The sequence below is a fragment of the Acinetobacter sp. UC24323 genome (genome assembly GCF_024151445.1).
Lineage (GTDB): Bacteria > Pseudomonadota > Gammaproteobacteria > Pseudomonadales > Moraxellaceae > Acinetobacter > Acinetobacter baumannii.
In genome coordinates this window covers 93,640-119,502 of the sequence record NZ_JAHIBY010000013.1, presented here as the reverse complement: position 1 = coordinate 119,502, position 25,863 = coordinate 93,640, and the positions used below count along the sequence as shown (strand labels likewise).

25 protein-coding genes and 1 pseudogene are annotated in these 25,863 nt (G+C 39.4%); 5 read left to right on the top strand and 21 right to left on the bottom strand.

Going from position 1 to position 25,863, the window contains the following annotated elements; translation table 11 throughout:
• Nucleotides 1–72: IS3 family transposase (locus tag KNQ97_RS19275; protein WP_323486536.1), on the top strand; the 72-nt coding region annotated here is incomplete at its 5' end.
• 382 nt (nucleotides 73–454) lie between these two features.
• Here KNQ97_RS19275 and KNQ97_RS16495 read toward each other — a convergent pair.
• Nucleotides 455–766: a helix-turn-helix domain-containing protein gene (locus tag KNQ97_RS16495; protein ID WP_000737062.1), complete on the bottom strand. Its 312-nt coding sequence runs from the start codon at nucleotides 764–766 to the stop codon at nucleotides 455–457.
• Between the two features lie 295 nt (nucleotides 767–1,061).
• Between KNQ97_RS16495 and KNQ97_RS16490 the strand changes: the two genes are divergently transcribed.
• Nucleotides 1,062–1,502, top strand: coding sequence for an HD domain-containing protein (locus KNQ97_RS16490; RefSeq protein WP_228413000.1), 441 nt, complete (start codon nucleotides 1,062–1,064; stop codon nucleotides 1,500–1,502).
• A gap of 34 nt (nucleotides 1,503–1,536) precedes the next feature.
• Here the strand turns inward: KNQ97_RS16490 and KNQ97_RS16485 are convergent, their stop codons facing one another.
• From KNQ97_RS16485 to KNQ97_RS16425, 13 genes are all read right to left on the bottom strand, one after another.
• Complete coding sequence (locus tag KNQ97_RS16485; protein ID WP_253612476.1) at nucleotides 1,537–2,181, bottom strand: hypothetical protein; 645 nt, start codon at nucleotides 2,179–2,181, stop codon at nucleotides 1,537–1,539.
• Nucleotides 2,182–2,192: 11 nt separating this feature from the next.
• Nucleotides 2,193–3,146: a 5'/3'-nucleotidase SurE gene (surE, locus tag KNQ97_RS16480; protein ID WP_253612475.1), complete on the bottom strand. Its 954-nt coding sequence runs from the start codon at nucleotides 3,144–3,146 to the stop codon at nucleotides 2,193–2,195.
• Nucleotides 3,147–3,395: 249 nt separating this feature from the next.
• Nucleotides 3,396–4,559: a hypothetical protein gene (locus KNQ97_RS16475; RefSeq protein WP_253612474.1), complete on the bottom strand. Its 1,164-nt coding sequence runs from the start codon at nucleotides 4,557–4,559 to the stop codon at nucleotides 3,396–3,398.
• Nucleotides 4,552–5,880: a TolC family protein gene (locus KNQ97_RS16470; protein WP_253612473.1), complete on the bottom strand. Its 1,329-nt coding sequence runs from the start codon at nucleotides 5,878–5,880 to the stop codon at nucleotides 4,552–4,554. The genes KNQ97_RS16475 and KNQ97_RS16470 overlap by 8 nt, the downstream gene beginning before the upstream one ends.
• The gene (locus KNQ97_RS16465; protein WP_253612472.1) at nucleotides 5,877–7,463 is read right to left on the bottom strand and encodes a GH3 auxin-responsive promoter family protein; all 1,587 of its coding nucleotides are present in this window, start codon (nucleotides 7,461–7,463) and stop codon (nucleotides 5,877–5,879) included. The genes KNQ97_RS16470 and KNQ97_RS16465 overlap by 4 nt, the downstream gene beginning before the upstream one ends.
• The gene (locus KNQ97_RS16460; RefSeq protein WP_075874782.1) at nucleotides 7,460–8,248 is read right to left on the bottom strand and encodes a hypothetical protein; all 789 of its coding nucleotides are present in this window, start codon (nucleotides 8,246–8,248) and stop codon (nucleotides 7,460–7,462) included. The genes KNQ97_RS16465 and KNQ97_RS16460 overlap by 4 nt, the downstream gene beginning before the upstream one ends.
• A gap of 187 nt (nucleotides 8,249–8,435) precedes the next feature.
• Nucleotides 8,436–9,983, bottom strand: coding sequence for a DHA2 family efflux MFS transporter permease subunit (locus tag KNQ97_RS16455; protein ID WP_005135229.1), 1,548 nt, complete (start codon nucleotides 9,981–9,983; stop codon nucleotides 8,436–8,438).
• A 24-nt stretch (nucleotides 9,984–10,007) separates the two neighbouring features.
• Nucleotides 10,008–11,069, bottom strand: coding sequence for an HlyD family secretion protein (locus KNQ97_RS16450; protein WP_253612471.1), 1,062 nt, complete (start codon nucleotides 11,067–11,069; stop codon nucleotides 10,008–10,010).
• A gap of 1,045 nt (nucleotides 11,070–12,114) precedes the next feature.
• Nucleotides 12,115–13,509, bottom strand: coding sequence for a methylenetetrahydrofolate reductase C-terminal domain-containing protein (locus tag KNQ97_RS16445; protein ID WP_253612470.1), 1,395 nt, complete (start codon nucleotides 13,507–13,509; stop codon nucleotides 12,115–12,117).
• Nucleotides 13,510–13,582: 73 nt separating this feature from the next.
• On the bottom strand, nucleotides 13,583–14,350 hold the full coding sequence (locus tag KNQ97_RS16440) for an NUDIX domain-containing protein (protein ID WP_000155306.1): 768 nt from the start codon (nucleotides 14,348–14,350) through the stop codon (nucleotides 13,583–13,585).
• A 60-nt stretch (nucleotides 14,351–14,410) separates the two neighbouring features.
• The gene (locus tag KNQ97_RS16435) at nucleotides 14,411–15,904 is read right to left on the bottom strand and encodes a nicotinate phosphoribosyltransferase (RefSeq protein ID WP_253612469.1); all 1,494 of its coding nucleotides are present in this window, start codon (nucleotides 15,902–15,904) and stop codon (nucleotides 14,411–14,413) included.
• A gap of 11 nt (nucleotides 15,905–15,915) precedes the next feature.
• Nucleotides 15,916–16,800, bottom strand: a complete 885-nt coding sequence (locus KNQ97_RS16430) for a phosphoribosyltransferase family protein (protein ID WP_253612468.1) — start codon at nucleotides 16,798–16,800, stop codon at nucleotides 15,916–15,918.
• Nucleotides 16,801–16,981: 181 nt separating this feature from the next.
• The gene (locus KNQ97_RS16425) at nucleotides 16,982–17,791 is read right to left on the bottom strand and encodes a sulfite exporter TauE/SafE family protein (protein ID WP_253612478.1); all 810 of its coding nucleotides are present in this window, start codon (nucleotides 17,789–17,791) and stop codon (nucleotides 16,982–16,984) included.
• 98 nt (nucleotides 17,792–17,889) lie between these two features.
• Here KNQ97_RS16425 and KNQ97_RS16420 point away from each other — a divergent pair, with 98 nt between their 5' ends.
• Nucleotides 17,890–18,678 carry a helix-turn-helix domain-containing protein gene (locus KNQ97_RS16420; protein ID WP_253612467.1) on the top strand — a complete coding sequence of 263 codons (789 nt, stop codon included), beginning with the start codon at nucleotides 17,890–17,892 and terminating at the stop codon, nucleotides 18,676–18,678.
• Here the strand turns inward: KNQ97_RS16420 and KNQ97_RS16415 are convergent.
• From KNQ97_RS16415 to KNQ97_RS16400, 4 genes are read right to left on the bottom strand one after another with little or no spacing between them, the layout of a single operon-like run.
• A complete protein-coding gene (locus KNQ97_RS16415; RefSeq protein WP_057051822.1) occupies nucleotides 18,673–19,164 on the bottom strand; it encodes a GNAT family N-acetyltransferase in 492 nt (163 codons plus the stop codon). The two genes, KNQ97_RS16420 and KNQ97_RS16415, sit on opposite strands and share 6 nt — an antisense overlap.
• Entirely contained in the window at nucleotides 19,161–19,925 is a 765-nt protein-coding gene (locus tag KNQ97_RS16410) for an ABC transporter ATP-binding protein (RefSeq protein WP_253612466.1), read from the bottom strand. The genes KNQ97_RS16415 and KNQ97_RS16410 overlap by 4 nt, the downstream gene beginning before the upstream one ends.
• Nucleotides 19,922–20,932, bottom strand: coding sequence for an iron ABC transporter permease (locus KNQ97_RS16405; RefSeq protein WP_190597306.1), 1,011 nt, complete (start codon nucleotides 20,930–20,932; stop codon nucleotides 19,922–19,924). The genes KNQ97_RS16410 and KNQ97_RS16405 overlap by 4 nt, the downstream gene beginning before the upstream one ends.
• Before the next feature lie 2 nt (nucleotides 20,933–20,934).
• Complete coding sequence (locus KNQ97_RS16400) at nucleotides 20,935–21,954, bottom strand: ABC transporter substrate-binding protein (RefSeq protein ID WP_190597304.1); 1,020 nt, start codon at nucleotides 21,952–21,954, stop codon at nucleotides 20,935–20,937.
• 250 nt (nucleotides 21,955–22,204) lie between these two features.
• Between KNQ97_RS16400 and KNQ97_RS19270 the strand changes: the two are divergent.
• Nucleotides 22,205–22,312, top strand: a pseudogene (locus KNQ97_RS19270) (hypothetical protein); the annotation flags it as partial.
• A gap of 71 nt (nucleotides 22,313–22,383) precedes the next feature.
• Here the strand turns inward: KNQ97_RS19270 and KNQ97_RS16395 are convergent.
• From KNQ97_RS16395 to KNQ97_RS16385, 3 genes are all read right to left on the bottom strand, one after another.
• Nucleotides 22,384–23,436 carry an NAD(P)-dependent alcohol dehydrogenase gene (locus KNQ97_RS16395; protein WP_000206299.1) on the bottom strand — a complete coding sequence of 351 codons (1,053 nt, stop codon included), beginning with the start codon at nucleotides 23,434–23,436 and terminating at the stop codon, nucleotides 22,384–22,386.
• A 55-nt stretch (nucleotides 23,437–23,491) separates the two neighbouring features.
• The gene (locus tag KNQ97_RS16390) at nucleotides 23,492–24,130 is read right to left on the bottom strand and encodes a carboxymuconolactone decarboxylase family protein (RefSeq protein WP_001181581.1); all 639 of its coding nucleotides are present in this window, start codon (nucleotides 24,128–24,130) and stop codon (nucleotides 23,492–23,494) included.
• Nucleotides 24,131–24,242: 112 nt separating this feature from the next.
• A complete protein-coding gene (locus tag KNQ97_RS16385; protein WP_065708665.1) occupies nucleotides 24,243–24,737 on the bottom strand; it encodes a cupin domain-containing protein in 495 nt (164 codons plus the stop codon).
• A gap of 208 nt (nucleotides 24,738–24,945) precedes the next feature.
• Here KNQ97_RS16385 and KNQ97_RS16380 point away from each other — a divergent pair, with 208 nt between their 5' ends.
• Complete coding sequence (locus KNQ97_RS16380) at nucleotides 24,946–25,830, top strand: AraC family transcriptional regulator (protein WP_000013631.1); 885 nt, start codon at nucleotides 24,946–24,948, stop codon at nucleotides 25,828–25,830.
• Nucleotides 25,831–25,863: the final 33 nt, after the last annotated feature.

Sequence of the window (25,863 nt, the reverse complement as noted above, 5' to 3'; positions counted from 1 at the left end):
GAGAGAATCAAGGTGAAGCTACAAGGTTTATCCCCTGTACAATATAGAAACCAGTTTATAAAAACTGCTTAACTAACTGTCCAACTTTATGGGGGCAGATCATCCTACCGCTACGGGAAAGAGACGAGAGGTACACATAGAACTATCCCTCAGAAGGAATATATTCTGATGCGGTCGTATACGGTCTGCTAAAACCGTCTGGCAATGTAGGCCAGCCCGCAAATGGTAATCTTCAATATTTGAAGTGTCAATGTGAAATTGGCTAGAAAATATTTAAATAATTATTATTTTTCATTTAATTACATAATTAAGGATATTCTTAAGTAATATTTACAATCTGCTTTTATATCATTAAGTTAAATTTTAAAGTTGCAAAAATTTATATATTAGATTGGCTCAAAATTTATCATTTTAGTGTTCACAAGCGTTCCCTTGTGAACATTTAAATAGTTGCTTACTCGTTTGGCTTTATAATTTTGCTAACAATATGTTCATGCGTAGGTACAAGCCCTGCTTTTAAACCAAGTGGCTTAAACACTTTATCTAACACGGACTGAGTGAGTTTACCTTTATCCTGCTCAATGTCCGTTAAAGTTCGACGGCTTATACCCACCAAATTAGCATATTGTTCTTGCGACAAACCCAACACATTTTTGCGTAAATACGATAGCAATTGCCCCAAAGTAATCTCACTCAACAAATATTGTTTATATAAATCTATAAGAATCTGCTGACGGTCTTGGGCTTGTATTGTTAATTTTTTCATTCGTGTAAATGAGCAATTATTTTCTCAAAAATACGATAAAAAAGACTTTTTGTGAATATATTTGCTCAATTTGATTTATTTTAGATAAAAGTGAGCAAATTTTTGCGCATCTCATATTTATAGATAGCAATAATTTATTTATCCGTTTTCATATGTTGAATATTACATTATGGAGATTCACCAAACAAACGAGAGTATTCACAACAAAGTAGCTTATTCAGTATAAAATTATGACTTAAGCGCCCCATCTCGCCCATTAGGCCGTGTCATATACTTAAGGTAATAAGAGCAAAAAATGACTCAAAATAAAGTTGAATTAGCAGAGAAATTGTCAAAAGAGTCTCATCAAGGCCAAAAGTATGGTTCTCATGATTACTTTGATTACCATATTAAAGGTGTGGTCAACTCATTAATTGAGCACCAATTTTCAGAAGTCTATATTATTACCGCCCTTCTCCACGATAGTGTTGAAGACACACCTCTTACCCTAGACAAAATCGAAAGTTTATTTGGAAAAGAAGTCCGTGATGCAGTAGATGCATTAACTAAACGAGAAAGTGAAACACGCGAAGAATACTTAATTCGTTGTAGTTCGAATCCGATCGCTCGAGTCGTAAAACTTCATGATGCAGCCTTTAATGCGCACAACTCACATAAAGAAAGTAATCAATCACGTGTCGATTATTACCTTCAAACCATGTTGATTGTTTCAACGGCGCAAGATAGGTTGGAATGAAAGACAACGAAATAAATCCGTTGCCTTTTTATTTTTAAGATTGTGCAAAAGCCCAAATGTCTTTTGATGCAATCGTGTCAGATACAAGTCTAAAACTCATAGGTTCTAGGTCTTCATCTACCACAACATAACCTTTCGAGTTATTTTTTAGCACATCACACTTATTATCGGTCAGTTGATAGTTTGCGGTATTCGCTAATGCACTTTCAGTAATAATACCCGTAAACACACAATTCGGGTCTTTCGAGACAATCTTGCCTTGTGCACTAACCTCGGCATTTACCGTTGTTCCATCAGGAAACGATAAATCGTAGGTGCCGACCAATTGATTAAGCAAAAGTTTTTGATCAGCAATTTTTTCATAATGCGCTAATTCGACTGTCATCGCCTGATTAGACTGGTTGCTTCGCCAAGCTTTTGTTTTTGCATCATAGCTCATCACAATCTTGGCACGGTTTTCGTCATCATCTAAAACCAATAATTTAGAACCATCTGCACCAGAATAGTATTTACCCGCCATAGGTAATTCTTGATCAGTTTCGGTACTAATAATATAAGTACCAACATCTAAGCTCGGTGCTAGTGCAGGTTTTTCAGTCGAGACTTGGTCATCATGATCATTGTCATTACAAGCCGCCAATCCAAGCCCAAGGAGTAAAACCAATAAACAACGTTTCATGGTCTTGCTCCTTACTTGTTAAATAAGCTTTTTAAACGGATTTTAAGCCATTCTTGACCTGCTGGTCGTTGGTCATAAGCAACTTGCATTGCAGTCACAGCAATTTTGCTTTGCATTACAGCGCTTTCATCCGACATTTGAGAGGCAGTTGGGGCCGATGGTGCCGCATCGATTCCTAAGCCAAATTGATTGTTGCCTTTACTATCTTTGGTCACTTGGAACTTCAATTTATATAAGTCATAAGTCCCAATTTTTGAAAATGCAAACGGCGTGCTAGTTGTTAAATTTTTAGGGAAATTCACATTGAGGGCGATGCCTTTTGGCAACAACTGGCCCTTGCCTGCCTTAGCTTGTAATTCTTTTAATAACACTACAGTTTGTTTTGCCACAATCGCAGAGTTAGGGTTGTTTAAAGTTTTGTCATCTACCGTGTTGGTATCAGCGCTTAAGGCAATAGATGGAATGCCGCGGCCTGCCGAAAACTGAACATTACCAATCGTGCCAGAATGCACAACGACTTTTCCGACATTTTGACCTTCATTCGGGCCAGATAAAACCAAATCTGGTGCTTTACCCCAGCGTTTTGGTGCAACTACATCTAGTCCATAAACTGTTGCCATCACTGGTGTACCATGCGCGTAATTCCAGTCGCCGTTGGTATAGCCCGCTTTGGTAAAGGTTCCAGCCGCAGGTGCGCCAATTGGTGCTGCGCCATTGTGACAACCGTTTTCAGCCGTAATTTGCTTATCATTATCTGCGTTAATCGTTGTTGAGCTGTACATGACAATTGCACCACCACGACCACTTTGCGGTGAACAAGGTACAGACACAAGAACGTTATGACCATTTGCTTTTAATTCATCATAGAGTGCTTTGATATTGCTCGTTAGACCGTCATCATTAACCAATAAAATATTTAATGCAAAAGCTTGAGTCGTACACAAAGACAGAATAAGGCCGCCCAATAAACTTTTTTCATCACTTAACTACCATGTTATTAAATTTCGGTTTGTATAGTAGTTGCCCTATATGTAGGTTTAGTGACTAAGCACTCGTAAAAATCCAAATATTTTTCCATTAAAAATTAAATAATTATATTATAAGTTCTTGCTATATTTCTTTTTATCAACTAATTATCAGCCTCATTGTTCGTATTAAAAATGACAAAACCCACTTTCGTGGGCTTCATTAAAAGTATCATATCAGGCTTTAAATTAAATACGCCCAACCTCTAAATATGGAATCAGGTTTTTATCAAAATTTGGTCGTGGGTCGCCTTCAAAACTAATAAAGCCATGCATACCCGTTAAACGCTCACCTTTATAAAACTGGTTTAGCTGATAACGCGGGTCTTTATGGGAAAGCGTAAAACTCACCACGCCAACACCCTGCTGTTTTGACTTGTTATAGGCATCTTCGAGCATTTTATGATGCAAAGCCAAATCTTCGGGATGGCACATAAGCGTATGTAGCACATGGTATTGAATAGAGTCGCCAAGTTTAGGCAAACGCATGCCCTTAGTCATTGGCGTCAACAAGTTATAAATAGGTCTAAGCACAGCTATGGCCGAGCTGTAATTTAAAATTTTGGTTTGCTTAATACTATGCTGATCCCATAGTCCAAACATACCCACTAGTTTTTCACCCTTAAAGTAAAGTGAAAAGTCTGAAAGTTTTATCCCTGAAAAATACTGATGACCTTGAGCAAGTTCTTCAAAGTTATAGGCTGGAATAAAGTTATAGTATCCTGCCATATCGCGAATAAACTGGTTCATGGCTGGTACATGTTTAGCTTCAGCGACACATGTACGTATCTCTTGAAGGTTACTCTGCTGAGAATTCTGCTTTAGAAATGCCGTGATTTTTCGTTTTGCGCCAGTGCTCGTCAGACTGAGTGTCTCTATAAGCCCTTCATCATAATAATCGGGCATTCCCGTTTTGCCTGTTTGTATAGCGGCGCGTGCGGCATGGTTATCATCAAAAATAATCATTTGGCTATAGTTTGGTTCATGCATAGTCTGTTTTACATGTATGCCTAAGACTTTCACCAATGATTTACCCCGATAGCTGTGATCTACCCGTAAATCTCCAGCATAGCGTAAGTTTTGAATGTTCCGATTGATATAACACGGACGGTAACCATTGCTATAACAGGCAACTTTCTTTTGACTCTCGGTATCTTCAATCACGACATGCAGTTTATGCCGATAGAGAATGTCAGACGCCCTAAAATAACTCGATTCACGCTGAAAGCTGATTTGTATGCCTTTGGTGGTCATGGGTACGGCAATTAACTCTCGTAAAGCCTCGTCATCTGCCAAAGTCGCTTCACGGGTAATAAGCGTATTATCAGTAAGTGGTGTATTTGTTTTATTCATTATTCACCTGTTGTGCGGTCTGTGTAGGAACCAAATTGTTTAAACGCCCCATTTGGTCGAGTAGCTGATAGACAAACACCACTTCGTCTTGGTCATTTACGGTTTTCTGGGTTTGTGCATCGAGTAACTTCTGCTCGGTATTAAGCAAATCAAAAGTGGTTTTGGTGCCCACATCGAACTCTTTACGGGTATAGACAAAGGCAATAGACGCTGCCTCTATGGCATTTGCCAATGCGTCTTTATTTTGTCGAATGGTTTGAAGCTGCGCATAGGTGGTACGGGTACGCTTATTCAAGTCCAGCTCAAGACTTCGAATTTTTTGCGCAGCCAAATCGATATCGGCCTGCGCTTTTTTGACATTGGCCCGATTTAAACCATCGTCATAAAGCGGCACATTGAGCTGCACCCCAACCATATAGTTATTACTTTCAGAGCCAATATAGCTCGCTTCATCTTGCTTTCCGGCACGACTGGTCAACATGACCGTTGGCCAGAGTTCGCGTTTAGTTAAAGCATATTGTTTTTCGGCAGCCTGCTTTTCATATTTAGCCCGCATTAACGCCGGATAGTTCTTGGTTTGAGCCAATATCTCATCTAGGTTAGCGGGAATAGTAGGTAATTGATTGATTGGAACAAGGTTGTCAGGAGTTGTACCTGTCACTTGATAAAACTGTGCTTCGCTTACGGTCAAGTTAGATTGCGCCTGTGTAATATCGGCTTGACCTTGTGCGACTTGAGCTAAAACCTGAGCCAAGTCTGCACGGGTAATCATACCGACATCAAAACGGCGCTTTGATTCATATAAAGACCGTTGCAGATTTGCCATAGTCTTTTGTCTGAGTTCTAAAATGGCTTTCTTTTTTAATACGTCGGTATAGACCATCACGGTATTTAAAATCGTTTCCGATCTTTGATCTGATAAGCCTTGGTGTTGGGCAGAAAGCTGACTTTCGGCAATGTCTATTCCTAAACGGTGTCGCCCAGAGGTATAAATCGGATAATCTGCCTGCAATTGCAAACTTCGGCCTTTACGGTTTCCTTCGGTTGGAAACAAGACGTGTGAAGGCGTATTTATTCTTTCATAGTCAAGTTGCCCGACTAAATTGACTTTGAGTCCATCACGTTGCTTGGCCTGTTCAAGCATAGCGGTGGACTGGTTCACACTTAAACGGCTCACTTCAAGCTGGCTTTCATGCCTTAAACTAGCCGACAAAGCCTCATCTAAAGTCATGGCATGTGTATTCGACACAACCAACACGCCTAGAAACAAGGCGTGTCGAAGTGTTAAAAACCGAGTATTAAATGGCTTCATCCCTTTCATAGTTGTTCCAAACTATTCAGGGTGACTTTCTTGAGTGGCTCAGGTTTGATATTGCCTTCGATAATGCCATCAAACATGACTAGTTTCTTGTACGCATTCCAGCCATTATTAGCTTGACGAATTTGAGGCTGATCGAGCTGCCCCAAGTTTCGTGCAAGTTCATAATGGAAGTTTTGACGTAAAATACTGTCGATATATTCATTGTTAATACTGTGATGAATTTCACCTTCAAAAAGCACGCAATAAAATGGTTTAACTTGTTGTTGGGTATCAATCGCCAGTAAAGAAATCGCTTTTGACTCGGTTTCGTTTAACTGAGACAACAACTGTTGAGCAGTTTCAGGTGCTAGTTTTTCACCGACCAGATCTACACCAAAGCGACGGCCTTGGAACTCAAAACACGGAATTTGCTCTATAAAGCCAGTCACTTTTAAGCAGTCATCTAGACAGTAACGCAGTAAGCCATTACCCGAAGTAATCAGCGGGCTGACCACGTCACCTTGTTTAAGCTGCCATGAAGGAACGATTTGACCTTGTTTCTCACCCTCTAAATATTCAAACTCATAGAAGTGACTTTGGTAAGCCAATGGGTATTGGTCGTTATAGGGAATGGTGACTACACCTTCCGTCGCCCATAACCCTTTACCTTCAAACTGAACACTGGGCAATTTCTCTTTTAATTTTTCGGCCCAAGCTTTTGAACCAGCGGTGTCCCAACTCGACACTAAACTTAACTTTGGCCAGAGCTTTTTAAAGTCGATCTGTTCGCCATTTGAACTTGCAATTAAAGCTTGAGCACTTTCAGGGCTATGCGGTGCAATCACTTCTTTTAGTGAAGCCTCACGATTGCCCCATTTGCCACTGTTAAGCACCTCTATCACATCTTTTTGCAATGCCTCTAAACGTTCAAGTAATTGCAACGCAAACGTTGGACTCCATACCGAAATCATGGCTAAGCTACGGTTTGCGACCAAATAACAAATGGTGGCAAACAGTGCATCGTCAGCATTGGCCGCAAATGCAACGTTACTTGGAACCGCTTGGGTAAACTTAGACAAAATGCGCTTACCTACACCAAGTAGCGCACTGTCATCATTTAGGTTTTTGTCTTTTAAAACTTCACGCTGGCTTTCAGGTAACCATGACACTGACCAGTAATGTGTACCCGAACTCAACTGTGGGCATTTGCGGTATAAACTTGCCATCCACGGTGCAATCGCATGGTCAAGTTCATCTAAAAACAGCTTGGTATATGGAATAAACTTGATTTGTTCACTTGAACCACTGGTCGGCTGGAAACGAACCAACTTACTGCTAGAGAGTGAAAGCTTTTGTTCACGGTAATGCTGAATGTCTTCTCGCCAAGCACTATAGCGAGTTGCAGGAAATGCTTTTACAAACTGCTCATAGTTTTGAACCTGTTTATCTTTGGCCAAAGTAGAGGTCTGTAAAATCGAATGCAAAATTTGACGTTGCGTGGTCTCTAAAGCATTAAACTGTTTTTGGAAATTACGGTCAGATGCATCACACCATTTTTTTAAAATAAGATGCGAGCCGAGAGTCAACCATTGATTAGATTTCATTGGATAGCCTCTCTACGTTTTGTTTTATGGCTTAACTGCGCTTCAAATTTTCCTTTACTGGTCGGTTTAGTCATCAGTTTTACAGGGAAACGGGCAATATCTTTCCAACCAAGTCGACCAATACATGGCAGTTCTGTACCGGCTCTCCAAGTTGGATTTTTCTGTTCAAAGAAATGAATATTTGGGTTCTTTTCTCTCATTTCGGCAGTAATCGGTGCGACTTCGCCTTTTAATGGTTGATAATCATCGCCAAAGTTGAGTAAGCCGGCTTCTTTGTCGTAGTATTCACCAAAGAATTTTTCACAGTAATGTTCAACAACTTCCGAAAGATGTTGGTTTTCATCTTTAATGTTTGGGTAATACACATAATAGTTATTAGCAAGTAAGAGATAAGTCTTATAGCCTTTAGAAATGAGAAGCCAATAAAGTTCGTTAAAAGGATATTTAATTCGAAGCTTGATCATGAGTTTGAGCATGGTACTTTGCAATGTACGTGTGCCCCAAAACTTTTTCAAAATGACCGTATCACCGCTAAAGAGCACGGTGTAATCTTTACCGTTTAAGTAGAAATGCTGCACAACTACCGTCGAGAAACCGACAATCTCATCTGTTTCTGAGTCAAAAATTAAGATCGCACCGCTTTTATTTTTAAAATCATCTACGAAAATAGAAAATCTGGTATTTTCATAATACTGCTCGTAAATGGAATACATCACTTTCAATCGTTCAGTATCGATTTGCTCTTTTTCAAAATATTGCCCATAAGTTGCGTTTTTCAGGTTCAATTTTGAAATCAGTTTATATGTTGTATTAATCATAATACTTTAATCTCCCACATCCAGATCTGTGAGTTCCCCTATCTCATACAGCGATATTCGAAACTCATATCAATGTTCTTTTTCTATGAAGGGATATGTTTTGATATGCCCTATTGTTTTCATTCTTTGAAAGCTGCCTTTTATTTCTAAATCGCTACATATTCATTTTCTTCCCCCGATCCATAAATATGGTTAAAAAGGCGGTCACAAACATAATGATTGCGAGCATGCGTAATAAGTCATTGAAACTCGATGTCAGTGCTTGAAAGTGAATATCGCGATAGATCACGCTGAGCGCGATTTGCTGGGCATTTGTACCAACTTCTTGATATTGCGCCGTAAGCTGGTCGAGTCTTTCTGTAAATATCCAGTTTTGTGGTGTCATCGACTGATTAATCTGGGTAACATGCATGGCGGTCAGCCAGTCTAAGGATGAGTTAATAAGAGCCAGTCCAACCGCGCCGCCAATATTGCGCATCAGGTTATAAATCCCACTGGCATCGGCAACTTTACTGAGTGGCAATGTACTCATAGCCAAATGCGAGACCACAATCAGGCAAATCATGAGGCCGATACCACGGTAAATTTGTGGCCAAAACATAAAGTCATAATCACTATGAATGCTCAAATGTGAATTGAGCCAGACACCAAAGCCCGCCAGAATCATTCCGACAAATACGGTTTTTCGGGTATCAAAATTAGGAATGAGCCACGCAAGAAACGGCGCAAAGCAGAACATGACAATACCTGTCACCATCATGACGTGACCAATTTGGCTACTGTTCATTTCACGGACTTGCCCAAGAAAGACAGGAATCATGTAACCCAAGCCATACAGCGCCATACCAATCACAAACGTTGTAATGGCACTTAAGGTAAAGTTTTTATTTTTAAATACCGATAAATCGAGCAAAGGTTTAGGCTGAGTAAAACTTCTAGAGAAGAAAATCATGCCGCCTACAACACAGACCATAAAAGCAATCCGAACGCCTGTGTCTGCAAGCCAGTCATGCCGTGCACCTTCATCAAGGAAATATTCAAGCCCACCCAAAAACATCGCCATACCAACGAGGCTAAACCAGTCCATACTTTTGATGAGTGAATAGTTGGCGCGGTCGATATTTGGACCTGAGTAAATGACTGTGGCAATGATAATGCCCGGAATAATATTGATCAGGAACATCCAATGCCATGAGAAATTATTGGTAAGCCAACCACCAATGGTGGGGCCAATCGCTGGGCCTAATGTACTGATCATGCCAAACATGACCAAAGGCAATGAACGTTTTGGTTCTGGAAACAGTAAATACAACGCCGTCATGGAAGTCGGAATCATGCCGCCACCCATAAAGCCTTGAATGCCACGGAACACCAGTAAACTTTCCAAGTTCCATGACAAAGCACAAAGTAAAGAACTCACCGTAAAGCCGATTGCACACATGGTGTAATACACCCGTGTTGAAAGCACTCGCGAGACAATACTCGACATTGGAATCGCAATAATCTCGGCAATTAAATAAACCGTTTGTACCCAAGTGACTTCATAACGGCTTGCACTCATACCAGCTTGAACTTCGTTTAGAGAACTTGCCACAATCTGAATATCAAGAATCGCCATGAAGTTGCCAAAAATCATGGCAGCAAAAATTGCCCATGCAGTCTTTGCGGGAAACCTCCACTCGGCTTCAACATGCTTATTCATTTATGATTACCCAAAATTTTATTATTAAGTTCTTAGGTCAACGGTGGCGCTCACCGACATTCCAGGTTTTATCAAATCAATATGCGGGCTTGAATCTATAGCGATACGTACAGGAATACGCTGTACAACCTTGTTAAAGTTGCCTGTGGCATTGTCTGGTGGCATAAGTGAGAAAGTCGCGCCTGAAGCGGGAGAAAAACTCTCAATTTTTCCGGTAAAGTTAAGGCTCGGATAGGCATCAAGTTTTAATTTAACTTTCTGACCAATATGCATTTTTTCAATTTGAGTTTCTTTGAAGTTCGCCTGTACATACAAACTATTTTCAGGAATGATCGCCATTAAACGGGTTTGTGGAGAAACACGTGAGCCTTGTTGAATTGCCAGACTACCGATTTTACCGCTTACAGGACTAACCACTTTTGATGAAGCCAAATCGACCTGATACAGGTTTAAGTTTGCATTGGCACTTTGAATATCTGCTAAAAGCTGCACTCGACTGGCTTGTAAACTCCCCAACTGAGCTTCTGCTGCATTTACGGCGGCTTGCGCTTTGCTGAGCTGTGCCTGAGCCGTTAAATATTGAGACTGAATCCCTTCAAAATTTTGTCGGGTAATTACGCCATCTTTTAATAAATCTTGATAACGCTCGAACTCTTTTTTCAAGCGCGCCAGGTCTGCTTGTGCTGCCACTACACCACTATTTGCTTCAATAATTGACGACCGTGCAGACTTTTCATTTTGTTGTTGTACACCAAGCGCTGCTTCTTTTAAGCTGACCACAGAACGGGCTTGGTCATAACGTGCTTGGTAGTCACGATGGTCTAATACCGCTAAAGTTTCCCCTTTTTTTACAAACTGATTATCGTTAATTAATAACTCCATCACTTCGCCTGAAATCTTTGGCATTACCCAAGTGACATCGGCTTGTACATAAGCATTATCAGTAGATTGATAGAATCGGTATACAAAAAAATAATATAAGATGCCAGCAACTAAAAATAACAGCAGGACACTAAAAACACCCCAAGTTATTTTCTTTCGGCTTTGGAAATTAGTATCAGTTTCTAGCTGAGCTACGTTATCCATAATCATTCCGCTTATTTGTAATATTCGATTTTTTATTTAAGCCAATAAAATTATTGGTTTCTTTTTTACGTAACTTTTCACTTGGTTTTATTCAATGAATCGTGACAGCGTAAAATTTGGTGCAAATTATGGTTCTTAAGTGAATTAAATATCATTGACCTCTTTGACATATATTTTTTCTATTTATGTCAATTAATCATATTATATAAACTATGTTTAAAAATTATGTAATTCGAATTTGTCTAAATTTTCGATATAAATTTATTTTAAAGAATTAAATATAAATAATTGTTTTACAAATAAATTACCACTTATTAGACATAGTTTTTTAAATTTACTAAATAGCCTTTTATTGCAATATTATTAAATATAAGTTTAATTATGTAATATTTAAGTGTTATTAATTAAAATAATATGTAATTTTAAAATTGGTTAACAATCTAAATTGTTATAGTTATACGAATAAGATATATAAGCTATAAATATTATATTTCTTTAAATTAACAATAGTAAAACTGACAGAATGTTTAATCTTATAAGTAATCATTGTTTAATAAATAAGCTACTACAATAAGTAAAATAGCTTATTATTTTTAGATAAAACAAACTTACAAATAAGTTTAAACTTACTATTAAAAGGCGAACAAACCTTTAAAAATAGTAATTTAAGTGGTTTTGTTTATTAATTAAACTCTTAAAAATTTCTTCTAAAGTTATTCCAAATGAAACCCACTCATTGAGTGGGCTTTTTTATTGCTAACCGTTTTGCCTGAGGTGATCTTGGAACTCTTGGTCGTGTATTTTGTTGTAATTAACAGGGTCATAAACACATCCAGTTAAAACAACAATTACAGTAAGTACAGCAACCAACTTTTTCATTGAGACAGCCTTCTTTTAACGCAAAATATTCGCTTTAAGTATACTCCTCGGTAGCCATTTTGACTGGACATAATTAAGGCAACTAATTGTTATTTTTAAATTATCGCCGTGCTTTAGCCTATCATTTGATTGTTTAACAAGTTCAAATCAAGGGTTAATACAAAACTTAAGCCTCAGTCGCTAAATACCAGTTTTTCCAAGAACTGGTTCCTCTCGTTTCAAGAGGCACCGTTGGAATCAATTTATCTTTTAATATTTCGGTTTGTTTAACCGCTCTGGCTAGTCTTGCTTTGACTGAATGAATACATTCACGATCACCAAATTCACAGCGATCTAAAGTTGTTCCACCACAAGGACCATTAGCTAAGCCTTTTGGACATGTTTCAGGGCAAATATATAAGGTGTCACCTAAACGGCACTGACCACAGCTTTCACAGCCGACTAGGCTATGTTTACTCAATACTTCTGTTTTGAGTAATGCTTTAGCGACCACAGAATTTTCCCAAAAAGGCGCTTTAAAAATAAACCGCCCAACGCCTTTGGCAATTTTGGATCCGAACAGGGCCTCATGCATCACATGCAGTTGGCGATATTTAATGATTTGTTTAGATGTTGGCTGCCGTGAAAAACGAGCAATTTCAGGGGTAAACTCTTTGCCTGTCTTGACTTGCCAAAGTGAACTCCAAAGCTCTTCTAAGGCCTTAAGGTTAAGATGTCTGTATTGCTCGATGTAACTTTCAAGCAGCATTTGCTCTTCTGGCTTATGACAAGCAGATAAATGAATACCCGCAAATCCTAAGTGTTTACATATTAAAATTTGTAAAGCGCAGCGCAAATAAACACGGTCTGTATGCCCTGCCTGTTTTTCTTCTGCCAAGACTTTTAGCATGTGTGGAGTAATCACAATACCCGCAACTTTATGCTTTACCATGAAGTTAGCACGGCCTAAAGTCAGTGGCATGACGCAAGCTAGTATTTGCTGCGAATAATCATGCTTGGTTAAAAATGATTTGGCTTGTTTTAAGGCTTCAATGTCATAGCCCAATTGGGTAATGATAAAGTCAGCACCTGCTTTAATCTTCTTATGCAGTTTTAAATACTGTGCATCACGCTCAGCTTCGACATATTTAAACGGATTAAAAGCAACGCCAATACGAAAACCACCATGTTGCTTAGCTGCCATTACGGCGTTTACCGACTCTAGGTAACGACTACGAGGCTGTCCATCTCGACCATTATGATGTTCTTTGAGTTTATCGCCTGTAAGCAATAACAAGTTTTGAATATTGGCAGACTTGGCTTGTTCTAAAAAGCGTTCAAAATCTTGTATGTCTCTCGCTTTACCTGAAAAGTGTAAGACTTTCTCTATTGAGTCAGGGTAACTTTTACTGGCTTCAAGCGGCGCGATATCATGATCTGAATGTACACGATCTGCCAATGTCATTGCAGCCGAATATCCTGCAAACTCATGTCTTACAGGATAAATTTCATGTAGTGAAGTGAGGTACTCCACCAACACAAAAAACTGGTTTTGCTGGAAGCAGGGAGAAACGTGTGACATAGGCAAAGTGCTGATCAAAACATGACATCAATCATAAGCGCGGCATTATAAATCAAAAGTGCATCAAGATGCGCTAGTCAGAAAGCTCATTGTTTTGCTTGCCTTCACCCTCTTTATTTCTAGGTAATTCGAGTGAACGAGGAAATATAAAATCAAAAGAATCGAGTGCATAACGGTAAAGCTGAGCTGGTCGTTTGCCTACAATTTTACTGTGGTTGGTTTCTTCAACTGCGCCTGCTTCTATCATACGGCGTCTAAACGCTTTTTTATCTAAGGATTGTCCAAGAATAATTTCATAAATAGTCTGTAGCTCGGTCAGTGTAAATAACTCGGGCATGAGACTAGCTGGCAAAGCTGTATAGCGAGTTTTACTGGTTAAACGCTCTAAAGCTAAGCTGAGCAATTCATTATGATCAAACGCCAATGCTAAATCTTTTGCTTTTGCTACAGGCACCCATTCACTGTATTCAGCCAATGCTTGATGTTGATAGGCATTAAAATCAATTAATGCAAAATACAAAATAGTCACGGCCCAACCACGCGGGTCACGTTTCGCGTTACCGACAGAAGCAACTTGTTCTAAGTAAGGTGAACTAATCCCTGTTTTTTCGACGAGCTTACGATAAGCTGTGGCCATCAAATCTTGATCATGGGTTAAATCGGCAAAACCACCCGGTAAAGCCCATTGGTCTTTGGCTGGAAAGTTGGGCCGCTTAATGAGTAATACCTGCAACTGACCATTAAATACCGAGAAAATAGCCATATCTACAGTGAGTAAAGGTGCGTCATAATCTCGGCGATCATAACTGGCAAGGAATTCTTGTTCAGTTTGAATAGTCACGTTCAGTCTCTCAGTGAAAATGATGAGCCGATACTCATGCAACGGTTCATCTAAACTCAGTTATACGATGGATAAACGCTCACGTATTTGATCCAAAGTACACTCATACTGAAGTTTACCATTTTCAAAGACTGTTTTAAGTGCTCCGCCTTGTTCTTGTTCGGCTGTTTGCTCATCAAACAAAGTAAAGCCATTTTCACTTTCTTCAATGCGTAATAGACCTTTCGCAGATTTTTTAACGCCTGAGTCAGTAATCGGGTCTTTGAACAACTCATGGCCTACCCCATTTACTTGCCCCCAAGTCGCTTTCACAGCAAACCCAAAGGTGTCGCGAGTTAAGTAGTTATAGGTAAAACTGCCTATACCAAACACCAAGTTATTTGAAGCAAAACCTTTGGCTTCTAATCCTTCCAAAATACGCTGTGCACGGTCTAGAGTAATCGAGTCACCGTAAATTAAACCCACACGTTCATTCAGTACTTTATAGCCTTGGTCAGTTGTTGTACCACCAAACACTTCCCATAAACATTCAACAGCGCCTTTATATGCTGGGCTGCCGACTTCGGCGTTTGTGTCACCACAAATAATTTTGACAGGATCACCAGAGTCAGGACGGAAAACTAATTTAGCCAAACCTAAAGCATTCGGTTGTCTTGCCAGAATTTCAGGTTTTAAAGCCACTGTAAATTCTGTAATGACTCGCCAAAAGTCCCAAGTATCAGACACGACACTGACAACACCCGAAGGATAAAGCTCACAGATTAAACGCTTAAATGTGTCTAGCTCACTGTTTTCTGTGCCCATACACATCACACTGTGTTCGGTCGCTGGTACAGATACCCCAATCACACCTGTTGCATTGTAATATTCTTCTGCGTAGTCAATTGAAGCAACCGAATCTGTTCCAATAAAACTGGTTAAGTGACCCACACCAGACTGAGCTGCATCATACATTCCACTCATACCACGGCTACTAAAATCGTGTCCTTGCACAGGTACAAAATCGAGTGGTGCGCCAGTTTTTACGGCATATTGAGTTAATAATCGTTTGTACTCGTAGGCAATCGTTGCTGTAGTACAGCTTTTCCAAAGCTCAGCACTTAACACGGTTTCAATATAGTTGGTTAGCCAAAAGAAACGCGGGTCGGTATTAATAACGGTGAGCACGGGTACACGCATATTGACGCGGCTGCCTTCTGGCAAAGCTTTAATGCGTAATGGTAAATAGCCCAAGTCATGTAATGCTTCAATGTGATCGACCGGCACAGCACCTTCACCTAATGAACTATCCATACGGCGTTTATAAGCAGCTACCACTTTGTCTTTAGGTTGCTTAAAAAAGCCTACATTCCATGTATCGATTAAAAAGTGTTTGATAAAACCCTGAAGACCAAAGAAAACAACTTTATCATCGAAGTCAGGCAACATTTTAGCAAGTCGAGATGAACGCGGCGTAAAGTTTGCGTACACGTACTCTGTACCTGCTGGATACTGACGTCTGTGATCGGCTTTATAAAAATCGATAGCGTTTAATGGATTAAGTTTAATCGTCATCTTTGTTCTCTTTATTCTGCTGCAAAAGCAATTACTGAAATTTTGTCTGATGGTTGTTGTGGAAAGCTGTCCGAGGTAAATAGCTGGTCAAGCAGCCCATCAAAAACCTCTATTCCTTTACTGAAAATACCGTGGGTCACATATAGAACGACCTTATGGCAATTGAGGCGACGCAGTTCTTTGGCAATACCAATAAAGGTTGCACCGCCGTCGCAAATGTCATCGGTAATGACCGCTGTGAGGGCTGATAAATCAGTCGCATGTACATGCGTACCTAAAATTTTGCCAGTTACCGGATCACGTTTTTTATCGCACTGAATAATAGTGATTGGTTGTTTGCGCTTAGAATTAAAAGCATCTGCGACCATTTGTGTACGCGCTTTTGCGCCTTTGTCTGGGCAAACCAGCACTGTTTTTTCATCTTTTAACAATGTGCTTAGCGCTTCACTCTTTGCGATGATGTCTACTGAACTGATGTTTACAACTTCGCTAAAAGAAGTATTGGTAGCAAGTAATGCTGTTGTTACTTCACTATGACAGTCCCAAACAGTGATCTTGCCTTGGTTGCCCGCTTTTTTGTCAGCATTGATGTTGAGTAACTTGGTCATCACATCAAGCGAGAACGCTTGGCCTACTGCACAAATACGGTCCTGACGTGCATATGGAAAATACGGAACTTCTAGGTCAATGGTTAAACCCTGAGTCAGCAATATATTTTCAAGTAACAAATAGTCCATCACATCATGACTTGAAGCCATCTTTGCGCGAACGAGTACTCTGCCAGATAGTGAACCTAAGGTTGTCTCATCAATTTGAACATGACGCTCGCCACCAGAAAACTGCGTAAATTTCACTGGAATCTCATTTCTTGCCGCATCTAAAAGCTGGATAGCCATATCATCCTCTTTTTGTCTGATGACCTTCGATGAATATATAGTGGCACAAAGCCACTATATATTGCAAGTCTAATTTTTAAACTTTTTTCAAAGCCCTTTAATACATAAAATTTATAGTTTTAGAGCATTTAGAGATTCGATTTTTAAAAGAGATTATTCCTCAATCAATTAAAATAAAAAGTTAATTTACTAAAAACATGACGAGTAGAACTATTATTAAAAGTAGCGGATACAACTTTGCCCGCCATAAATCAGGTAGTTTTGAAATAAATTTTTCTGAAAAATATAGTCCAATCCATGTTCCAGCAACCAAGAATAAAGCAGCTTCAAACCAGATTAGACCGATAAATCCGTTGGGTGTCCATGTTGATTGCCAAATTGACAATACACAGTAAGTAAGTGTTGCAGTGAAAGACAAAGGCAGCGTAAGAATGTTTGCAATAGCCGCAGCCTGTGCCATAGAACTACCCCGCCGCCGTAATAAAGGAACCGTCATTACGCTGCCACCAACCCCTAAAAGTGCTGCAACCCAACCAATAATGCCCCCTTTAATGAGTTCACTATTTTGTCCATAGTGTTGCTTTTGCTTTGAGGTCACTATAAACCCTGGTCGGTAATAACAATCTAGAATGGTTATGAACACATAGCCCATAAATATCCAGCGAAGCCAATTTCCATTAAACAATGAGGCCATTACCGCACCGATAATTCCACCAAGTGCAATACCACCCCATAAAAAGCGGATTTTTTGCCAATCTATATGTCCAGACCGATAGTGCCGAAAGACTGCAAAACTTGCCGAGCAGAGCATGACAAAAGCTGATGTAGCTACGGCGATTTGCATGGCATGTATGCCGATATTACTTTCATTACTCCACTTTTGAATAATGACTGTATAAAGCAAAGGTACAGCAACAAATCCGCCGCCAAAACCAAATAACCAAGTCGTTATGCCTGACAGTAGTCCAAATAAAAATAGCTCATATAGCATCATCATCTTCCTCACGTTTATAGAGGCATGATATAAAATAGCTCTATGGCAAACTAACGTAGAAAAGCCATATTTTTATTTGTTTCAGCCAAAAATATATGCGTAATATTCCAATTAACGATGTAGACCATCTACCACAGGCAGTTCTAGCGTTAGGGTCAGATTATCCTGCTGATACCTTGTTAGATACGCATAGCCATCGCCGTGCACAGTTCTTATATGCACCCGAAGGGCTTATGAAAGTTGAAACTGAAGATGGACAATGGCTTGTGTTACCGTACAGCGGTGTATGGATACCGGCAGGCAAACCACATCGGGTATGGTTATCTAAAGTCAGTACTTATAGTTTGTATATAGAAGTGAGTAATGCCCCAAGACAAGCAAACTATTGCGAGGTTATACAAGTCTCGCCTTTGTTACATCAATTGCTCATTCAGGCAAATAAGTTATCCATTGATTACTCGCGCTCAGGCCGTGACGGCGCTCTTATCGATTTATTGTTATATGAATTAGAAATTGCACCAGCCCTGCCTCTGTTTATTCCATTGCCTCGCAACACATTACTATCTCAACAATGTGCTGAGTTTATGGAGCGTCCCGATATTCATAGCAGCCCTAAAGATTGGGCACATGACCACAATAAAAGTGAACGGACTTTTCACCGCTGGTTTAAGTCTGAAACTGGCTTGTCCTTTCAAGCTTGGCGTAATCGAGTCTGCATTATTTATGCTTTAAATGCCTTAAAAGAAAATATCTCGATTACGGAAATTGCTTTTAGTTTGGGCTATGAACACTCGGCAGCTTTTACCGCAATGTTCAGCAAAATTATGGGTTATCCACCTACCCATTTTCAAAAAAGATTTCATACGCATGATAAAGCGCTATAAAGATTTACTCATATGAATGGTGTCATAGGTATCGATCCATTCCCGTTGAATAACCTCAAAACCTCGTAGAGTCCAAAACTCTTCAGCCGCCGGTAAAAATGGATGAGTATGCAAATACAAACTAGTAATAGCATGTTTTTTGGCATGGCTAAACAACATTTTACATAGCATGGTTGCAATGCCATTACGGCGGTATTCAGGCAATACAAATAACTTAACCACCTCAACCGTATTAAGCGGTAAATTTAAATCAAAACGATGGTCATAAGCCCGATATGCAATCGTGCCAATAATACGGTTTTGGTCTTTTACTGTAATGAAGCAGCCCAGTGGATCATGGACATAATGTTGCTCAAAACTCTGTAAATCTTTGGGAATTTGCCCATGATAGATTTCTGGGAATAACAACTGTCTTGTATAAAGTGCAAACTCTACCGCTGACTCATAATCAGTTTTGCCCACTAGCTGATAATTCAACATATTCATAGCCAAGAATGATCAGGAATCACAATGGTTTTGTCTTGAATCATGGCTTCATGGAACTCAACATCATAGACACTTTTTAAAAACTTAGGATCGGTGATTCGTGTTTTAGACTCAGGCTTAACCACTTCGTGTTGGCGCATAAAAAACAGATGATCTGCAAATAAAAAAGCTAAATTGGGATCATGCATAATCGCAATCACCGTAAAATCTTGCCGCGACAACTGACGCAATTTTTTCATTAAATAAGACTGATAATAAACATCGAGATGATTGGTTGGCTCATCGAGCAAAATGACTTTCGGTGCTTGCACTAAAATACGCGCAGTCAAAACCAATTGCCGTTCACCACCCGATAGCTCGGTATAAGGACGATCACGCAAATGCTCAATATCTAAATCAAGCAAAGCTTGGTCTACACGTTCCCAGTCTGATTTTGAAGGTCTATATCTGCTAAAAGCAGCACGCCCCGTAATCACGACATCTTTAACCAAAAATGGAAATACGGTTTTATGAAACTGCGGTAAAAAGCCGAGCAATACAGCCCGATCTTTACCTTTAAAGTCCGATAATGGTTTTCCTGAGTAACGAATCAAGCCATCTTTTACAGGTTCTAGGCCCGCCATCAATTTAAACAGTGTCGATTTACCACAACCATTACGCCCTAAAATTACGGAAAACTGATTTTCAGGAAACTCCAGATGAATATTTTTAAGAACCTGTTTGTGCCCATAGGCATAATTTAACTGATCAATTTGAATCATGCCCAATGAGTCCTCTGTGTTTTCATTAATAATAAGAAAAATGGTGCGCCAAGTAGCATGGTAAAAATACCAATTGGTATTTCAAATGTCAGTAAAACCCGAGAAAAGTTATCAATCAACAGTAGAAAACTGCCGCCCAACACCATATTGGCAGGAATACTGTAGCGATGATCTGGCCCAACCAACATTCTCACAATATGTGGCATAAACAGCCCATATAAACTAATAATGCCTGCCGCAGCCACAGAAGTTGACGTACATACAGTCACCAGAGCAATTAAAAGAAGTTGTTCCCACCCTGGGTTAACACCCACCGCCTGTGCTTCTTCAGCACCAAGTGCCATTAAGTTTAAGCGCCAACGCATTGCAAATAATCCAGCAAGACCAATACAAATCGGAAGCACGGCGTATTGAACCTTTTGCCAAGAAGCCTGATGTAAGTTGCCCATCGTCCATTGCACAATTGCTTGTAATTTAAATGGATCACTTAGGTATTGAATAACCGTAAGTCCTGCTAAAAACAGTCCCGAAACAATCATGCCCGATAAAATTACCATCACTAAAGACGTCTGGCTTTCATGTTTTTGATGTGCAAATAAATACGTTAAGCCAACAGCACAAACGCCAAAAATAAAGGCTGATAGATTGGGTGAAAGCCAACTTAAAGAAAGTGCCAAGGCTGCACCAAACGCGGCGCCAGATGAAATACCAAGTACATAAGAATCAACCAATGGATTACGAAACAATGCCTGCAAGCCATTACCTGCGGTTGCCAATGCAGCTCCCACCATAAAGGTCAGTAAAATTCTGGGTAATCTGACATTTACAAGAATGTTTTGCATCAGTCTAAATTGTTCCGCATCAAAATATGGTGTACCAAAGACTGCTTGCACACCCCACCGCAAATAATCCCATGCACTCAATGTTTGAGTTGGCCCAATAAGCAATGAGATAAAAATCATGATGAAAGGTAACGGGTAAAACCAATAATATTTCAGCTTTTCCATATTCATTGCACCAACGCTTTAGCAAGCTGCTCACCATACAACTTGGTTAAAATACGCTGTTGTAAAGTACTTACTGGTAAATCAGACTGTTCAGGATAAATACTGTGATTTAGATAAATCGCCGTAATAATGATTTTGATGGTGTGCGGGTTATATATAAATGCAGGACTCAAATTAAATACCTTTCGGTTTTGTACAGCGCTTAAACCCTGTAATTCTTTTCGTTCATAAATCAGTTTAGGATTGGTATTCCAAAGCACAATATTGTCAGGGTTCCATTCAATTAATGTCTCGGGGTTTACGTTAGGTTGGTTAGCAGCGGTCTGAACAATGTTGTACGCACCCGCTAGCTCAATAAAGTCATTGGTAATCGACTGACGTCCCGAGGTAGAAAAAATTCGTCCACCAGACCAAGCATAGTAAATCGATTGTTTATTTGGCTGACGGGCCGTTTTGGCTGCGACTTCTGCCACAATTTCATCAGAGAAATTTAAAATTTCCTGAGCTCGCTTTTGGGCGCCGCTCAGAATAGCAATTTCAGACAGTTCTTCTTTCACTTGTTTATAGGTGCCTGACTCCATTACATATACAGCGATGCCAAACTGCCGTAACAGTTCAATCGTTTGAGTCTGCCCGCTTCCTACAATCACCAGATCTGGTTTTAGCAACACGAGACTTTCAATATTGGTTGCATTGGCTCCTTGCGAAGGTGCTGCAAGCTGCTTATTAGCAATGCGTTTATCTATTTTTGAATAGGCATTAAATAATAAAGGTTGAATGTATACTTCAGCAGGTATACCAATTACTTTGTCACCTTGCCCTAGCATATAGAGGCCATCTAAACCCGACTCAAACAAAGAGACAATTCTTTGGGCAGGTTTGGCTACACAGACTTTTGTATTTGTACTATCAAAGACACATATTGAATGAGAGGTTGGGTTTTCTTGAGTTTTTCTATTTTGCTCAGATGAGGAACATCCACATAGAATGAGTAAAGTGAGTAATGAAGCCAATAACTTCATTATGGCACCCCGTGCACAAATAGAGTGCAAAATAAAAAGATGTGTTTATTTAGTGCATTTTTCATGTGAAAAAAACACCATAACAGAGCAAGACGGTTTGAATCATCATTTATACAGCAATCAAATTAAGTATGTTAGATAAGACCTTAGATAGTAAGCAAAAAAAACGCCAAATTTACTAACTAATAAAAACTATTTAATGATTGGGCAAAAAGTCTACAAAAGCGAGTCAAATAATTTAATCATGTTTATAGCGGTGAGCCTCGTGTTAGGACTCAGCTTACCTGTTTTTGGATTTAGTATTTTATTTAAGCTATTTATCTTTGCTATGCGTAAATATATACCTTCTAAATCATAGCGCTCGCATCAATTAACCTGATGGGCTGTGCACACATAGCTATAGTATGCACAGCTCAAATAATGTCTGAATTAATCTTCAGACAGTGTTTTCATATCAATCACAAAACGATACTTCACGTCGCTCTTTAGCATACGTTCAAAAGCTTCATTAATGTTTTGCATATTAATCATCTCTACTTCAGAAACGATATTATGCTCACCACAAAAATCGAGTAATTCTTGTGTTTCTTTAATTCCACCAATAACCGAGCCTGCAATTGATTTTCTACCTAAAATCATAGGTACTGAATTTGCGCTAATTTCACCTAAATATCCAACTAACACAATGGTTCCATTTAAAGCTAAGGTTGGAATATAAGGCTTCAAGTCATGGTTATAAGGCACCGTATCAATAATCAAATCAAATTGATTTAATACCGACTTCATTTGATTCTCATCTGTTGATAACACTACATGATGTGCGCCAAGTTGTTTTGCATCTTGTTCTTTGTTTGCTGAGCGAGTAAATAGTGTCACTTCAGCGCCTAGAGCATTGGCAAGTTTAATCGCCATGTGTCCTAAACCACCTAAACCAACGACAGCAACTTTACTGCCCTTTCCAACATTCCAGTGACGTAGCGGCGACCATGTGGTAATACCCGCACAAAGTAGTGGTGGTACAGCTTGAGCATCCAGATTTTCAGGTACTTTTAATACAAAATCTTGACTACAGGTAATGCTTTGTGAATATCCACCATAAGTTGGGCGTTGGTCATGGCGATCTACGCCACCATAAGTCTGGATGTTACCTTCTTCACAATATTGCTCTAGCCCTGAATGACAAGCAGAACAAGTACGGCATGAATCGACCATACAGCCAATGCCCACTAAATCACCAACTTTATACTTTGTGACTTTAGGACCGATTGAGGTAACACGTCCAACAATTTCATGGCCCGGAACTAATGGATAAGCACTAAATCCCCAATCGTTTTTAGCTTGATGTAGATCAGAGTGACAAACACCACAATACTCAATTTGAATGACAACATCATCTTCACGTGGGGTTCTACGTTCAAATTTAAACGGAACTAAAGGAGTTTCTGATGACAGCGCGGCATAACCTAAAACTTCAGTTGTCATATTTTTTCTCTCATGCTTAATGTAAATGAAGACGATTTTTTCGCTGGGAGCTCATTTAGAGCGATTGATTGTGAAAACTGGTCAATACATTTTGGAACCTTTGACCCACTTGCAGACTTACTTTTTCAGCAAGTATTTTCTGTATATTTTCAAATTGATGAGAACTAACACCTTGAGTCTTTGCAATATTAAGATGGGATTGAAGTTGGCTATCTACACCTTCTAGAGCCGAAAGCATGCTCAAAGTAGCAATCTCACGATCTTGCCAATTCAGCACATCCCTTGAAAAAATATCGCCAAAAAGATGAGCCTTTAAATACTCATCTATAGCTGGAGCAAACTCAAAAAGTGCACCTTTTACAGGTTGACCCACCAACTGAGTTTGATTCTGAGTACCTTGTAAAAGTGCCTGATAATCTTTCGGTAGAGTGCTGTTAGTCTTACCCTCTATGTCACGAATACCGCTTTCTTTACGCTGCTCTAGCACCTGCATAAATGTTGTAAGGGCATTCAAACTTCGAGGAAAACCTGCATAGGCATAGGTTTGAACTAAAACTTCCTTAATTTCTGCAATGGTTAACCCTAAATCTAAACCATCTTTTAATGATTGACTGAGTTTAGCTAGGTCACCATTTGCAGCATAGGCAGCAATCGGTATGATTGCCTGTTGCTGTTCGGATAAAGAATTTTGCATTTGTGTTATTTCCTTCTTTTGAGATAAAGGAAGCTGGACCATATGGGTAGCTGCATAAATCTGTTGATTCAGCGCCAACAAACTGATGGCTAGAAATAGGAACTTTATAATTTCAGTGGCCCGCCTCTTTATATTGCTCATCTGATACAGGCTCTAACCAGTCCACATTTTTGCCATGTTCATCAGTTGCAGTTAAAGCAAGATGTGTCATCGCAGAATTTCCACTTGCACCATGCCAATGTTTCACTCCAGGTGGACAATAAATCACATCTCCTACAGAAATTTTTTCCGCAGGTTTACCCCATTCTTGCACCAGTCCCTCTCCTTCTGTAACAATGAGATATTGCCCTTTAGGATGGGTATGCCAAAATGAACGGGCATTGGCATTAAAACTTACATAAGCACTGGAAGCATTTATACTGTCAGTAACATCAGTTAATGGTTTAATTGCAACTTGACCCGTGAAAATATTATCTAGGCCGGTAATTACCTGTTGTTGGTTGGCTTTTTTAACGGTTTGAAATGCTGTGACTGATTTTTTATCCATTGCGGGTACTCCTATTGAGATAAATAAACTGGTCACAAACGTGACTGCCTTAACATTCATCTTTTTTCCTAGATTGATACCAATGCCCTCAATTTAATGAGGGATGCAGGATTAAGCGTTGTTCAAACAGTATAAAAATGAAAGTTGTAAGGTGTTGTTCTATTCCTCTCACAGATTTGCCTAATCCTCCAAATTGTTGCACTTCTCACTATTTTTCTTATTTGAAATGCCTACAATAAAAATACAGAGGGTAATCGGTAGAATCTGAATGGCGAATAGGTCTAACCATAATCAAGAATTGGCTCAACTTGTCGATCAATGGACACGAGAAAAAGGCACATTCGAAACAGCTATTACGGGACTGACTTTATATCGTGCAGAGACATTGACCAAACCAAGTAGCAGCATGATGGATGCGAGTCTATGTATGATTGCTCAAGGCAAAAAACAGGTGATTCTTAGCGAAGAGACTTATACTTATGACTCTAACCATTTCCTTTTTACTGCAATTGACCTGCCTGTAATTGCTCAAGTGCTTGAAGCTTCTGTTGAACAACCCTATCTCTCAATTGTGCTAAGGCTAGACCCATATTTACTTGCTCAAATCATGCTTGAGGCCCATATTCCCTTTAAAGATGTAAATACTGAGAAAAAAGGAATGGCTGTTGGAGTAGTCAATTCAGAGCTGAATGATGCGTTTATACGGTTAATAAAATTACTAGATACGCCACAAGACATTCCCATCTTGTCTCCTCTTATTATTAAGGAAATTTTTTATCGTTTATTGATGAGCCCGCAAGGCGATCGACTTAAACGTATTGTAGCGGCAGGCACTACAGGTCATCGAATTGTGAAGGCGATTGAATGGCTGAAAACAAATTTTGCAAAACCATTTAGTATTGAAGAACTGGCAAGCACAATGGGGATGAGTGCATCAAGTTTTCATCAACATTTTAGGGATATAACCTCAATGAGTCCCTTACAGTATCAAAAGAGAATGAGATTGACCGAAGCACGGCGTTTATTAATGACCGAAGAATACGATATTTCATCTACCAGCATGCAAGTCGGTTATGAAAGCTTGTCCCAATTTTCCAGAGAATATAAACGCTTTTTTGGGGTTTCTCCGTCAGTAGATATTAAGAATATATAAAAGCAATAAACGTGGACTATTAAAAAATTAATA

Excerpts from the sequence above, each read along its gene's own strand:
- KNQ97_RS16465 (WP_253612472.1), bottom strand. The coding sequence starts at position 7,463 with ATGAAATCTAATCAATGGTTGACTCTCGGCTCGCATCTTATTTTAAAA.
- KNQ97_RS16450 (WP_253612471.1), bottom strand. The coding sequence starts at position 11,069 with ATGGATAACGTAGCTCAGCTAGAAACTGATACTAATTTCCAAAGCCGA.
- KNQ97_RS16405 (WP_190597306.1), bottom strand. The coding sequence starts at position 20,932 with ATGGAAAAGCTGAAATATTATTGGTTTTACCCGTTACCTTTCATCATG.
- KNQ97_RS16385 (WP_065708665.1), bottom strand. The coding sequence starts at position 24,737 with ATGAATGTTAAGGCAGTCACGTTTGTGACCAGTTTATTTATCTCAATA.
- KNQ97_RS16380 (WP_000013631.1), top strand. The coding sequence starts at position 24,946 with ATGGCGAATAGGTCTAACCATAATCAAGAATTGGCTCAACTTGTCGAT.
- KNQ97_RS16420 (WP_253612467.1), top strand. The coding sequence starts at position 17,890 with ATGCGTAATATTCCAATTAACGATGTAGACCATCTACCACAGGCAGTT.
- KNQ97_RS16400 (WP_190597304.1), bottom strand. The coding sequence starts at position 21,954 with ATGAAGTTATTGGCTTCATTACTCACTTTACTCATTCTATGTGGATGT.
- KNQ97_RS16395 (WP_000206299.1), bottom strand. The coding sequence starts at position 23,436 with ATGACAACTGAAGTTTTAGGTTATGCCGCGCTGTCATCAGAAACTCCT.
- KNQ97_RS16470 (WP_253612473.1), bottom strand. The coding sequence starts at position 5,880 with ATGAAAGGGATGAAGCCATTTAATACTCGGTTTTTAACACTTCGACAC.
- KNQ97_RS16445 (WP_253612470.1), bottom strand. The coding sequence starts at position 13,509 with ATGTCACACGTTTCTCCCTGCTTCCAGCAAAACCAGTTTTTTGTGTTG.
- KNQ97_RS16475 (WP_253612474.1), bottom strand. The coding sequence starts at position 4,559 with ATGAATAAAACAAATACACCACTTACTGATAATACGCTTATTACCCGT.
- KNQ97_RS16390 (WP_001181581.1), bottom strand. The coding sequence starts at position 24,130 with ATGCAAAATTCTTTATCCGAACAGCAACAGGCAATCATACCGATTGCT.
- KNQ97_RS16415 (WP_057051822.1), bottom strand. The coding sequence starts at position 19,164 with ATGAATATGTTGAATTATCAGCTAGTGGGCAAAACTGATTATGAGTCA.
- KNQ97_RS16430 (WP_253612468.1), bottom strand. The coding sequence starts at position 16,800 with ATGGCTATCCAGCTTTTAGATGCGGCAAGAAATGAGATTCCAGTGAAA.
- KNQ97_RS16435 (WP_253612469.1), bottom strand. The coding sequence starts at position 15,904 with ATGACGATTAAACTTAATCCATTAAACGCTATCGATTTTTATAAAGCC.
- KNQ97_RS16425 (WP_253612478.1), bottom strand. The coding sequence starts at position 17,791 with ATGCTATATGAGCTATTTTTATTTGGACTACTGTCAGGCATAACGACT.
- KNQ97_RS16410 (WP_253612466.1), bottom strand. The coding sequence starts at position 19,925 with ATGATTCAAATTGATCAGTTAAATTATGCCTATGGGCACAAACAGGTT.
- KNQ97_RS16490 (WP_228413000.1), top strand. The coding sequence starts at position 1,062 with ATGACTCAAAATAAAGTTGAATTAGCAGAGAAATTGTCAAAAGAGTCT.
- KNQ97_RS16455 (WP_005135229.1), bottom strand. The coding sequence starts at position 9,983 with ATGAATAAGCATGTTGAAGCCGAGTGGAGGTTTCCCGCAAAGACTGCA.
- KNQ97_RS16485 (WP_253612476.1), bottom strand. The coding sequence starts at position 2,181 with ATGAAACGTTGTTTATTGGTTTTACTCCTTGGGCTTGGATTGGCGGCT.
- KNQ97_RS16495 (WP_000737062.1), bottom strand. The coding sequence starts at position 766 with ATGAAAAAATTAACAATACAAGCCCAAGACCGTCAGCAGATTCTTATA.